This is a genomic window from Denitrobaculum tricleocarpae (assembly GCF_007004665.1).
GTDB lineage: Bacteria > Pseudomonadota > Alphaproteobacteria > Kiloniellales > Kiloniellaceae > Denitrobaculum > Denitrobaculum tricleocarpae.
In genome coordinates this window covers 44,672-57,005 of the sequence record NZ_ML660068.1, presented here as the reverse complement: position 1 = coordinate 57,005, position 12,334 = coordinate 44,672, and the positions used below count along the sequence as shown (strand labels likewise).

The window sequence follows — 12,334 nt, the reverse complement described above, 5'->3', positions numbered from 1 at the left end:
GGCGAGCCCTTCCGGCGCGACGCCATGAAGAAGCCGGTCGCCGTCGCGGGCATCGACCCCAAGGACATGCGGCCCCAACCTTCTCTTTAAAGGGGCCGAGCCTCTAAAGGGGCAATTCGTATAGACGGGAAAACGAAGGCGGGATCACTCCCGCCTTCGTGCTTTTAGAAACAATTCCGCTGAAAGCCAAAACCGGGACTGACAGCCCCTCGCCGCAGACTGACATCTTCGCTCAGAGCGCAAGTCTTCAGGGGCGAACAACCTGACTCCTCCTGCCCGACTTATCCTGAAAGTGTTTGGCGTTGCAAAGGATGCTTTCCTCTGCAGATCGAGACCTGGTCGCTGTCGCCAATGACGTTGGCGGACGCGCCGCAGTCGATGCTTTGGTTACGCCACTTTTTGTTCCGATAGCGAGAAGACGTTTGCACCAATGCTGTGGGCGGCGTCCATGAGTGATTTCGGATCCTGCGTTTCGGAATCCAGCAGAAGCTCTGAGGTTTTTACGGGCGCGCCACAATAGTCAAAGATGCCGTGGTCGATCTGCGTCTTCATCGCACCAAAATATCCGTGCCGCGCATAGGTTCGTTCGCTTGCGCCACCAATTGCGATCAAGTGAACCGGAAGGTGTTGAAGGTTTTTTTTCAGCTTGAGGCCTGGAGCTTCATCGTAAGCCCACCCATTGGCAAAAACCCGATCTATCCAGCCTTTCAAAAGCGCCGGCATAGACCACCAGTAAACGGGATACACAAGTACAAGAGCGTCGGCGCGATCGATCCTGTCTTGCTCCGCGGTAACATCGGCCGAAGGAGGCGATGCGCGCAGGTGAGCGGCGATATCCGATGAAATAAACCTCGGATCAAACCCCTCTGCGGCCAGGTCCGCGATTTCAAAGGAATGCCCATGATCTGAATCGACGATCCCTTCCGCAACGCGAGCGGCGACGCTGCGCGTCCTGGATTTGGGATCGGGGTGGGCAAAGACGATGAGGGCGTGCATGCAAGAGTTCCTTCTTACGCGTTGTTTCTTGGCTAAAAATAATATACTATTAGTAACTTACTAATGGTATATAAGATATCAAGTGGTCCGGAAAAAATTGGATGGGAAGCCTCCCCGAAGGCAGCGTTTGGCAAGAGCGGATCGATTTCGCCAGCTTCTTGACGTTGCCTGGAGGATAATTCGAGAGGAAGGAACGGAAGCGCTTACGCTCGGTCGCTTGGCCGAGAAAGCAGGCGTAACGAAACCGGTGGTTTACGATCATTTCGGATCGCGGTCCGGGCTGCTTGCCGAATTGTACAGGGAATACGACGCGCGTCAGAATGCACTCATGGAGGCGGCCTTGAAGACAAGCGCCTCGAGCTTGGCGGGCAGAGCCAGAGTAATCGCGTCCTCCTATGTCGAGTGCATTCTGCTTCAGGGACGCGAAATTCCGGGCGTAATTGCCGCGCTTGCCGGGTCCCCGGAACTCGAGGCGATTAAACGCGAATATCAAATCGGGTTCATCGAAAGATGCAGGGCCGCACTTCTTCCTTTCGCCCGGACAGGTTCGATATCATCGGCTGGGCTCTGGGCAATAATTGGCGCCGCCGAATCTCTCTCTCATGCGGCTGCGACCGGCGAACTGACTTCCGTTCAGGCGCGAGATGAACTTTTCGAGATAATCTACGCAATTGTTGACAGGCCGCCGAGATGATCAAGAGTCGTGCAGCGACGACCACCTGTGATTCCGGGGGGCGATGTAGCGACCATCATCCAGTGTCCCGAATCTGAAATTCACTTCCTTGAATTTCAGATTCAACGGGACACTACATCATCGAATCTAGTGTGATCCTGCACCAGGAGGGCGAAGCCTTCCGCCGCGACGCTATTCGGAGGGCGCCTTCTCGCCAAAGAGTCCGGGCCCAAAAGCTGCCAACAGCAGCGACGATAAAAACGAAGGCAGGATCCCTCCCGCCTTCGTGCTTTTTGAAGCACAGCTTCCAAACAACCCGCATTCCAAATCTGAGTCCGCAACAGGACTCGCCGGAACAACTGAGCGTGATATTGAAACCGCGGCCTTGGAATATCGGACCCTCGCACCAAGTTAACCTTTCAAGACCCCATGACAGGCTGCGAGGCCCATGAACTGAACCGCGTACGCCCATACATGCCGTCCAGAATGTTGCCACCCGGCGCAGCGCCGGGGTCTAAGCCATTCGAGCGCGCCCGGAGCTCTACGCCCATCCCCTCGCCATAGCCATCGGCAGTTTGTCGACTCCGGTCCCGGGTCTGTTGAGCCGATGCTCAACAGGTTCTGGTTATCCCTTTGCCGACATTCAGGAGACTTCGATGATCCGATTGAACGTCAACAATGAAGAGATCGAGACCGATGCGGAGCCGGATACGGCGTTATTGTGGGTGCTGCGCGAGCATCTCGGCCTGACCGGCACCAAGTTCGGCTGTGGCGCCGGCATGTGCGGCGCTTGCACGGTACACATCGACGGCACGCCTTCCTTTTCCTGCCTGACCTCCATCGACAGCCTTGAGGGCGCGAAGGTCACGACGATCGAGGGGCTGTCCCCGGATGGAGGCCACCCCCTGCAGCGCGCCTGGGTCGCCGAGCAGGTTCCCCAGTGCGGCTACTGTCAGTCCGGCCAGATCATGCGCGCCGCCGCCCTTCTGGCGGAAAACGACAGTCCCGAACGCGCGGAGATCCTCGACTACATGAGCCCGAACCTCTGCCGCTGCGGGACCTACAACCGCATCGTCAAAGCTGTTCAGCGCGCCGCCAGGGAGGTGTAAGATGCAGAATCATTCAGCCACACCATCCGAAGCGCTTGCACCGCTCACCCGCAGGCGCTTCCTGCAATCCGCCTCCGCCCTGACCTTCGCCATCGGGAGCGCCGGCCTCGTTACCGTCTCTCGGGCGGGCGCAAATGAGACCACGCAAGAAGCCGCCGAAACCGAGATCACGGCCTGGGTGCGGATTGGCACGGACGACCGCGTGCACCTGGTCTTTCCCTCGACCGAGATGGGCCAGGGCAGCTCAACCGCGTTACCGCTGATTCTCGCCGAGGAACTCGACGCCGACTGGGACAAGGTGGAGATCGATCAGCTCGACCGCGACGACCGGAGCTTCGGCAATCCGATCTTCGGAAACATTCTCTACACGGCGGGCAGCACCGCCGTATACGGCTATTTCGACAGCCTTCGAATCGCGGGCGCACAGGCCCGGCGGATTCTCATGCGCGCGGCCGCCAAGTCCTGGGACGTGCCCATGACCGAAGTGACGACAGAACCCGGCGTCGTCCTGCACGAAGCTTCGGACCGGCGTATGACTTTCGGTGAAATCGCAGCCCTGCCCATAGACGATCTCTCGGTACCCGAGGTGACCGAGACGGATCTGAAACCCGCGTCCAGCTTCCGCCTCATCGGATCTGATTTGCCGCGCCGCGACATTCCGGCCAAAAGCACGGGACGTGAGACCTACGCCATCGACGTTCAGGTTCCGGACATGCTGTTCGCGGCCGTGCTGCGCGCGCCTGTCGAAGGCGTCTCTGCCGCCGGGGTCGAGGACAGCGAGAGCCTGGCCGTCCCAGGCGTCCTGCGCGTCCTCACTCTGCCGGAGGGGATCGCCGTGGTCGCCGAGCGGCTGGAAGCGGCCCTGGCCGGCAAAGACCGCCTGCAGGTCGACTGGACGGGCGCGACAGGCGTACTGGCGTCCGACAGCGAGATGACGCTCTCGGATTACTCAGCGGCCCTGAAGAACCCGACAGCCGAACGTGCGGTCTGGAGCGAGGCCGGCGACACGGACGCGGCCATTGCCGCCGCCGATCGGGTTGTCGAAGCGGAGTATCTCTCCGACTACGCCTATCACGCACAGATCGAACCCATGGCCGCCGTGGCCTCGGTGGACCCCGACGGTTTGGGTGCGGAGGTCTGGGTCGGTACGCAGACCCAGAGCTGGACGACACGGACGATCACGGAAACTCTAGGAACCACGGCGGACCGCGTGCGGCTCCATGCCCTGACCATGGGCGGCAGCTTCGGACGGCGCACGGCTTTGCAACAGGAGTATGTCAGCGATGCGCTGCTCATCTCGAAGGAAATGGGACGTCCGGTCAAACTGGTCTGGACGCGGGAGGACGACGTCAAGAACGGACGCCTGCGGCCCGCGGCGGCACAGCGACTCCGGGCCGGACTGACCGCCGACGGCGCGCTGTCCGGCTGGGAACACCGGGTCGCCACGCCGTCGGTGATTGCCTACTTCAACGCGCTGCGCTGGGAACAGGTGCGGCCCAAGGACATCATCTCCATGCGCGGCTCGGAGAGCAAGTTTTACGGCTTTCCCGACATGCGCGCGGAACACATTCTGACCGAGCGCCATGCCCCCCTGGCCCCCTGGCGCGGAATCGGCGCCAGCTACACGAGCTTTGCCGCCGAAGCCTTCATGGACGAACTGGCCCTGGAGGCGCGCAGCGATCCCATCGACTTTCGCTTGGCGCTGCTGGCCTCCAATCCGCGCGGCCAAAAGCTCCTGAAGCGGGTCGCCGAGATGGCGGACTGGAACAGCCCGCGGGAGGAAACCGCGCTCGGTGTTTCCTTCGCCGGTTACGGCGACTCCATGGCTGCCGGCATAGCTGAAATCGCGCTGGACCGGGAGAGTGGGGTCATCACGGTCCAGCACTTCTGGACCGCCGTCGACGCGGGGCTGATCGTCTCGCCCGACAATGCCCTGGCCCAGATCGAGGGCGGTATTGTCTTCGGGCTGAGCAGCAGCCTCAAGGAGCGCGTCACCATCAGCGGCGGCGAGGTCGAGCAGTCGAACTACTACGACTATGAGATCCTGCGGGCCAACGAAGTACCGGAGATCGAGATCCATCTGGAAGAAAGCGAGGCGCGGCCCACAGGCATCGGTGAGGTTGGAACCCCGATGGTTGCCGCCGCGGTCGCAAACGCTTTCCATGCCTTGACCGGGAGGCGTTTGCGCCATCTGCCCTTTATCCCGGACCGGGTTCAAACGGCCCTGGCCTAGAGTCTGAAGAAATAGCCGCGCGTTGTCTCACCCCGGTGAGGCAGCGGGTGCGGCCAACCCGCTTACGCCACATTCCAAAAACGGCCCAACAGTGAGACGAAAGGACGATCCTACGTGACCAAAGTACTGGTGCTTTACTACTCGACCTACGGACATATCGAAGCCATGGCGGCCGCCGTCGCGGCGGGCGCCGCCGAGGTGAGCGGCGTCACGGTCGCGACCAAACGCGTGCGCGAACTGATGCCCGAGGATGTTGCCCGTGCCGCGGGGGCCAAACTCGATCAGGATGCCCCCCTCGCCGAACCGAAGGAACTGGCCGACTACGATGCCATCATCGTCGGCACCCCCACCCGCTTCGGCAACATGGCTAGCCAGATGCGGAACTTCTGGGATCAGACCGGCGGCGCCTGGGCGCAGGGCGCGCTGATCGGCAAGGTCGCATCCGCCTTTACCTCGACCGGCACCGGGGGCGGCAGTGAGACGACCCTGACCTCGACACACAACACCTTTCTGCATCACGGTATGATCATCGTCGGCCTGCCCTACTCCTCGGCCGAGCTCACCGACGTCTCACAGGTCCGGGGCGGCTCACCCTACGGCGCCGCGACGCTCGCCGGTGCGGATGGCTCGCGCACACCGACGGATATCGAACTCAAACTTGCCCGCGATCAGGGCCGTCATGTCGCTACGATCGCAAGTAAACTGAAGTCCGGCAACGCAGCCTGAAATCGCGGTCGAACCCGCTGCCCCTGTGGGTCGGCACGCCGGGTTCGACCGGGCGATATCTCTGGCAGCTTGTCCTCAGCGGACACCGGACCTACGCGCTGTCGAGATGCAGCCCGGCCACAAAGCGCAGCATGTCGTCTTTCGGCTGATCGGACACCAGGGCGTAGACCAGACCACCATCCTGCCAGATCAGGTTCCGGTAGTCTTCGACCGCAAAGCTGGCGATTTCCCGGCTGGCAGCAGGCTCCCAGGTGCCTTCCGGAACCTCCAGATTTTCGCCGGTCATGACGTAAAGGGAAATCCGCGCACCGGATCGCTCGTACATCAAAGCGGAGAGCCGCCGTTTGAGGAAGTAACACAGGCGGCTGCCGACCAGGCGGTAGCCGTCGATCTCGGCGCCCTTCAGCGGCAAGCGGAAATCCACCTTGCCCTGAAACCACTCTTTCAGCGCGACGGGGTCCGAAGCGGCCATATCGAGCGGGCGCTCGCTGACCTTGAAGGTGATAAAGTCGTTCACCGGCTCGACGATCAGGGGATTTTTACCGCCGAGGCGACTCCAATAAGGTGACGAGAGACCGACCCCGAGTGTCAGCAGGACACCCGCTGCGATGCCCAGGCTCTGGCGGCGCCCGAATCGCGACGCGCCCCAGACGGAATCAGCCGCAGCCTCGTCATCCTGCTCCGATGCATCACGATCCATGGTGGCGACCGATGTCATCACCTTACCCCAGAGGTCCTCCGGCGCCCGCTCCTCCTGGCGCAGCGCCTTGAGGCGACGGTCCGTCGTTTTCAGGGCCGCCAGTGCGCCCCGGCAGACTGCGCAGCTCTCAAGGTGCGCTTCGATGAGCGTGGTTTCCTGAGGCGACAGCTCGCCGTCGGCGTAGGCCGAGAGAGCATCGCTGAGTTTATCGCAGTTTGAATTCGCCATTCTCTAGTCGCTTTCTCCGGCATTTTCAGCTCTGGCATTCTCAGCTCTGGCATTCTCTGCTCTGGCATTCTCGGCGGAGCGCCGCTGCGATGTCCCCTTTACGACGCCGGAAGCCTCGCCCGGGTCGGACCGTGCAAATCGGCTCAGGTCTTTTTTCAGGGCCTGCCGGCCCCGGCTCAAGCGTGAACGCACCGTGCCGATGGGACAGCCCACCACCTGAGCAATTTCCGCATAGGAGAACTCCTCGAAAATCGCCAAAAGCACGACGATGCGGAGTTCCTGCGGCAAAGCCTCGACCGAGCGGAGGGCGGCCGTCCGGAAGTCCTTCTGCTGAAGATCCCGCTCCGGATCGCTCCCGGATAAACCGGGAAACGGCAGAACGGTGCCTGCCCCTCCCAGTCCGGTGGCCTGCGATCCGCCAGAGCCCGCTTCACCGCTCCCCGCACCGGCCGGGAATTCTTCCAGGTCCATTGCCAGAGGCTCGGGCCGCGCCCGGCGCCGGTCTATGCAGGTGTTGGTCATGATCTTAAAGATCCACGCCCGGTAGTTTGTGCCAGCTTCGTAACGATGGAGCGCGCGAAAGGCCTTCAGACAGGTATCCTGCACCAGATCCTCCGCAGCCTGCGGTTCATGGGTCATGCGCAAGGCCGTGCGGTAGAGGCTGTCGAGTAGGGGCCGCGTCATTGCTTCGAACGCTTCCTGCCTCGCGTGCAGCGTCATGGCCATCCCAACTTGCTCCAGGTCATTTATCAACGTCGGCTTAAGACCGGCGCCGCCTCGGCTGATTTGACCTTCTTATACCAAAGGGCACGAACAACGTCCTTCGGTACTACCTGCTATAACGAGGCCACCCGAAAAGAGTTCACGGATTTTCCTGCAAAATCGCCGAAACCGCCAGCGCATAACGGATAAGAAGCCCCGTGAATAAAAACCGGACAACAAAAAAGCCCACCGCTAGACCGGATCATCTTTTGACGGAGCCACTTTGTGGTACCGTCAAAAGATGTGAATCCGTTCTAGACCTTAGAATGAGACCGGATTCACAAGCCCGATCAATCGCCGTCGGCGATTCCATCTCAACTTGATCTGATCTTGAGGGTGGGCTTAAGAAATCGGAAAGCAGTCTGTTCAGGGAACCGGGATCACTTCCGGATAGCTCACCGCCGTTGCAAGGTCGGGGCGAACCCGCTCGCCCGGCGCCTCGGCGGCGGTGCCGACGTACATCAGGCCTACGATATGCTGATCGGCGGATACGCCCAGCGCCTGCTTTACAGTGTCGTTGTAAGCGGGCCATTCGGTCAACCACTGGGCAGCGTAACCCATGGCGACCGCAGCATTCAGCAGGTTCATGCAGACCGCGCCGCAGGAGAGCATCTGCTCGGACTCGGGCACGGAGTGCTCCCGGTTCACGTTGCTGCTGACCACGATCAGGACCGGCGCACGCTGCGGGCGCTGACGCTCGAATTCCACCTGCTTATCGTTGGCCTCGGGAATGCGCGCCTTGAATTCCGCCGCCAGCACATCGCCGAGCATGGCCTGTGCCGCCTTGCTCAGAACCTGTAAACGCCAGGGGCCGATCTTACCGTGATCCGGCACGCGGATGGCCGCCTCCAGGATCAGATCCAGCTCCGCGCGCGTCGGACCGGGTTCGCCAATGTTGTTTGCCACCACAGAGCGGCGTTTGCGCAAAAGCTCCAGGGTGGAGTTGGCTTCTGAGCCCGTTGCTGTATCCATCGTCAAACCCGTCGTGTCGTAATTTAAGCGGCGGTGTAAAGCTACACGCCAGCCTTAATCGACGAAAGACTTCTCGACCACGAAATCGCCGGGTTTCGAGTTCGCGCCCTCGATGAAGCCGGCATTCTCGACCAGTGCGCGGACGTCCCGGATCATACCCATGGAGCCGCAGATCATCACCCGGTCGCGCTCCGGATCGAAAGGCTCGGTCCCGACCGTCTTGAAGAAGTGGCCGTTCTCGATCAGATGGGTGATCCGGCCCATGTTGACGTAGTCCTCGCGGGTGACGCTGCCGAAGTACTCAAGCTGTGCGGTCGCTTCCTCGCCCACCAGGGGGTCTTCCTTGACGTCATCGACGAGTTTCTGGCCGTAGGCCAGCTCGGCGATTTCGCGGCAGGTGTGGGTGACGATCACCCGCTCGAAGTTCGCATAGGTGTCCGGATCGCGGATGATGCTGGCGAAGGGCGCGATGCCGGTTCCGGTCGAGAGGAGATAGAGGTTTTTGCCCGGCCGCAGGGCATCCAGAACCAGGGTCCCGGTCGGCTTGCGCCCCAGCAGAAGGTTGTCGTTCGCCTGAATGGACTGCAGGCGCCCGGTCAGCGGACCTTCGGGCACTTTAATGGAGAAGAAATCCAGCGCATCATCCCAGGCCGGGCTGGCGATGGAATAGGCCCGCAGCAGCGGTTTCTCACCGTTCATCAGGCCGAGCATCACGAACTCGCCGGAACGGAAGCGGAAACTCGCGGGCCGGGTGATCCGGAAGGAAAAGAGACGGTCCGTCCAATGCCGCACGTCAATAACCCGTTCAGAGGTCACCGATTTCGGTAGCTGCGCAGATTCTGTACTCACCCTAGCACTCCAGTTTCCATCTCAGTAAAACGACATCGAGAACCCGGCCGATTCTCACAGATCCCGTGAAAATCGCTGGTCAGTCTCTATAGCTTGTGATCACGCTCTCGTCAGCGCGGCGCGCTGTTTTAAGCGCAGTGCGGACAGAGGAAAAGCTTTAAGTAAGCTTCGCGCCGGAGACTGCAAGATAACGATGTCGAGAATTTATGCAATTGATAATCATTATTAACTATAATTTTTAACGCCGTTTTCCCTGCGTAGCCGGCATGACGCCCTGGAAATGAGCGGAATCGGGGCCGTTATCCTTAACCGAGAGCGGCAGATTGCCGTCCTCCAGCAGCATGGCCGCTGCCGGACCGCGTGAGAGCCAGGATCCGACCCTCTGTCACAAATCCGTGAGGGGTCCATCGCCAAGACCGTCAGCCGAGAGCTGCAGGCCGCTTGTCCTGCGGCTCTGGCCTGCTACGACCTTATCGCGCCTCGTCGAGGGCCGCGAGTTTGGCGACCTTGGGCGCGGAGCGGCCGCCCTGAAAGCTGTTGCGGATGAAGATATCCGCCAGCATCCGGGCAACCGAGAGCCCCGTGATCTGCGCCCCAAAGGTCACCACATGGGCGTCGTTACTGGCGATCGCCCGCTCGGCCGTATAGGGATCGGTGACACAGACCGCGCGCACGCCGGGCACTTTGTTGGCGGCGATCGCCATGCCCGCGCCGGTGCCGCAGATCAGGATCCCGCGTTCAAAGGCACCCGCGGCCAGCTCCCGGGCCAGGCCCGATCCCATATCCGGGTAATCGACCGGCGTTTCGTCATGCACCCCCAGATCGACGACCTCGATCCCCTGGGCCGCCAGGTGGTCACGCAGATCGTTCTTCATGGCCAGACCAAGATGATCGCAGCCGATGCCCAGCTTTTTAACCTTGATGCCGCTGTCCGTCATGATGTCGTCTCCATTGGATAAAGTGCCGTTCCCAGACTGCCGTGGTCGAAGGCGAAGAGCTTGTTTTTGAGGATTGCGTCGAGCAGCGCGCAGGCGAGCGGAAAGGCCCCCGGATTGAGCGTGCCGCGCTCGAAAGCGCTGAAGAGCCCGGGTGCCAGGCTGCGGCCCGTGTCGAGCCCCTCCACGGTTTCGCCCTTCAGCGGCCCTTCCATCACCTGCGTGACGGCGAGGTTTGCCCCCAGATGCTTGCCCAGTTTGCTGTTGCGGCCGCCGCCGACGGTCACATGCAGATCGCCCGCCCCCGCCAGATCGAAGGCAGTCTCGCGCCGGCCGCCGATCCAGGCGGCCAGCCGCGCCATTTCCTGGATCGCCTGATTGAACACGGCGGCGGTCGGGTTTTTTGCGGGCGCGGGTTCGGCTTTGTCGGGGTTGACGTAGCGGCTGATCATCGCGCTGACCCCGATCGCGTAGAAATTCTTGAGCGCCGCGCAGGCCTCCACACCCAGCAGATCGTCGCTGGTATGCACGCGGTAGTATTCGGTCTGCATCATGCGTGCGAAATCGGCCGCGACGGAGAGCTCGTCAGACGCGAAAACCACCGAGGTCGGTTGGCGCAATGCCAACTCACGGGCAATGCAGGGCCCGCCGATTCCGATCAGGGCGCAATCGCCAAGGCCCTTGGCGCCCAGAGCGTTGCGGACCCGGTCGGTAAAGGCGCCGGGCTTTTCATGCCCGGTTTCAGCCAGACCCTTGGTGACCAGCGCAATCGGCTTTGGCCGGTCGACCAGCCGGATGAGCTGCCCGATCACCCAGTCAATGCCCGGGCTGCTGACCCCGACCACAATCACATCGGCTGCGGCGCCCTGTTCCGGTCCGACTTCCCCGATCTGAAGCGGGATCACCTCTGTAGGCAAAGGCGCCCGCAGGGTCGGGTGTTTGCTTCTGTCCGCTTTCAGCGCATCGATGATCTCCACGTCCAGATGAGTCCCGGCCAGGAGAACCTCGTGCCCATTATCCAGAGCGGGAACCGAAAGCGAGCTGCCCATGACACCGGCGCCGAGGATGAGAATTTTTGCCATCAGTCGATCCGCTTTTCGCTGGTCTGATCGAAGAGGTGCACCTTCTCCGGATTGATGGTGAAGTTCAGCCGGTCGCCGGTCTTCACCCGCAGGCGGCCCTGTGCGACGGCGCGGATGTCGTGTCCGTCGAAGTTGATGTGCAGATGGGTTTCCGCGCCGGTGTTCTCGACGAACTCGACCGTCCCCGAGGCCTCGCCGCTGTCGCCGACCTCGATGTCCAGCGGCCGCATGCCGTAAACGAGGGACTGCCCTTCGCGCGCCGAAGTATTCTCCGGCAGATGCAGGCCGCTCTCGCCGACCCGCATCACAGCCCTGCCGTCCTGACGTTCGACGATCCCCTTCAGCAGGTTGATGGAGGGCGAGCCGATGAAGTCGGCGACAAAGCAGTTTGCCGGACGGTCGTAGATTTCTTCCGGCGTGCCGATCTGCTCGATCCTGCCGCCGTTCATCACCACGATCTCGTCGGCCATGGTCATGGCTTCGATCTGATCGTGGGTGACGTAGATGGTCGTCGTGTTCAGCCGGTCGTGGATGCGCCGGATCTCGAAACGCATCTGGCCGCGCAGCTTGGCATCCAGATTGGACAGCGGCTCGTCGAAGAGAAAGACCTTGGGATGACGTACCAATGCCCGGCCCATGGCCACCCGCTGCCGCTGGCCGCCAGAGAGCGCTTTGGGATAGCGCTTCAGATAGTCGGTCAGGTTGAGGATCTCGGCGGCCTCCTCGACCTGCCGCTTGATCTCCTCGGGCGCCACCTTGCGCACCTGCAGGCTGAAGGCGATGTTGTCGAAAACCGTCATGGTCGGATAGAGCGCATAGGTCTGAAAGACCATGGCGATATCCCGGTCGCGCGGATGGATCTCGTTGACCCGCTCACCGGCCATGCGGATCTCGCCGGCGGAGATCGTCTCCAGGCCGGCGGTCATGCGCAGCAGAGTGGTCTTGCCGCAGCCCGACGGGCCGAGCAGCACCACGAACTTCTGCGTATCGATGGTGAAGGAAATGTTCTCCATCACCTTCACCGGACCGAAGCTTTTTCCAATCCCGTCGTATTCAACGGTCGCCATAC

At 61.6% G+C, this 12,334-nt stretch carries 12 protein-coding genes; 4 read left to right on the top strand and 8 right to left on the bottom strand.

Annotation, left to right across the window (positions count from 1 at the left end; genetic code table 11):
• Positions 1-387 precede the first annotated feature (387 nt).
• Positions 388-996, bottom strand: a complete 609-nt coding sequence (locus tag FKG95_RS28050) for an NAD(P)H-dependent oxidoreductase (RefSeq protein WP_142899785.1) — start codon at positions 994-996, stop codon at positions 388-390.
• Between the two features lie 127 nt (positions 997-1,123).
• Here FKG95_RS28050 and FKG95_RS28045 point away from each other — a divergent pair, with 127 nt between their 5' ends.
• The 4 genes from FKG95_RS28045 to wrbA all read left to right on the top strand — a co-directional run bounded on the left by FKG95_RS28045 (position 1,124) and on the right by wrbA (position 5,737).
• Complete coding sequence (locus tag FKG95_RS28045) at positions 1,124-1,690, top strand: TetR/AcrR family transcriptional regulator (RefSeq protein WP_246116927.1); 567 nt, start codon at positions 1,124-1,126, stop codon at positions 1,688-1,690.
• A gap of 635 nt (positions 1,691-2,325) precedes the next feature.
• Positions 2,326-2,778, top strand: coding sequence for a (2Fe-2S)-binding protein (locus tag FKG95_RS28040; RefSeq protein ID WP_142899783.1), 453 nt, complete (start codon positions 2,326-2,328; stop codon positions 2,776-2,778).
• 1 nt (position 2,779) lies between these two features.
• Complete coding sequence (locus FKG95_RS28035; protein WP_142899782.1) at positions 2,780-5,011, top strand: xanthine dehydrogenase family protein molybdopterin-binding subunit; 2,232 nt, start codon at positions 2,780-2,782, stop codon at positions 5,009-5,011.
• 114 nt (positions 5,012-5,125) lie between these two features.
• Positions 5,126-5,737, top strand: coding sequence for an NAD(P)H:quinone oxidoreductase (wrbA, locus tag FKG95_RS28030; RefSeq protein ID WP_142899781.1), 612 nt, complete (start codon positions 5,126-5,128; stop codon positions 5,735-5,737).
• 91 nt (positions 5,738-5,828) lie between these two features.
• Here wrbA and FKG95_RS28025 read toward each other — a convergent pair whose 3' ends face one another.
• The 7 genes from FKG95_RS28025 to FKG95_RS27995 all read right to left on the bottom strand — a co-directional run bounded on the left by FKG95_RS28025 (position 5,829) and on the right by FKG95_RS27995 (position 12,332).
• Positions 5,829-6,665 carry an anti-sigma factor family protein gene (locus FKG95_RS28025; RefSeq protein ID WP_142899780.1) on the bottom strand — a complete coding sequence of 279 codons (837 nt, stop codon included), beginning with the start codon at positions 6,663-6,665 and terminating at the stop codon, positions 5,829-5,831.
• A gap of 3 nt (positions 6,666-6,668) precedes the next feature.
• Positions 6,669-7,385, bottom strand: coding sequence for a sigma-70 family RNA polymerase sigma factor (locus FKG95_RS28020; protein ID WP_281281515.1), 717 nt, complete (start codon positions 7,383-7,385; stop codon positions 6,669-6,671).
• 408 nt (positions 7,386-7,793) lie between these two features.
• On the bottom strand, positions 7,794-8,399 hold the full coding sequence (locus FKG95_RS28015; RefSeq protein WP_142899778.1) for a nitroreductase family protein: 606 nt from the start codon (positions 8,397-8,399) through the stop codon (positions 7,794-7,796).
• A gap of 54 nt (positions 8,400-8,453) precedes the next feature.
• Complete coding sequence (locus FKG95_RS28010) at positions 8,454-9,248, bottom strand: ferredoxin--NADP reductase (RefSeq protein WP_142899777.1); 795 nt, start codon at positions 9,246-9,248, stop codon at positions 8,454-8,456.
• A gap of 470 nt (positions 9,249-9,718) precedes the next feature.
• A complete protein-coding gene (locus FKG95_RS28005) occupies positions 9,719-10,186 on the bottom strand; it encodes an RpiB/LacA/LacB family sugar-phosphate isomerase (protein ID WP_142899776.1) in 468 nt (155 codons plus the stop codon).
• A complete protein-coding gene (locus FKG95_RS28000) occupies positions 10,183-11,265 on the bottom strand; it encodes a glycerol-3-phosphate dehydrogenase (RefSeq protein WP_142899775.1) in 1,083 nt (360 codons plus the stop codon). Before FKG95_RS28000 ends, FKG95_RS28005 begins: the two co-directional genes overlap by 4 nt.
• Positions 11,265-12,332, bottom strand: coding sequence for an ABC transporter ATP-binding protein (locus tag FKG95_RS27995; RefSeq protein ID WP_142899774.1), 1,068 nt, complete (start codon positions 12,330-12,332; stop codon positions 11,265-11,267). Before FKG95_RS27995 ends, FKG95_RS28000 begins: the two co-directional genes overlap by 1 nt.
• Between the last annotated feature and the right edge of the window lie 2 nt (positions 12,333-12,334).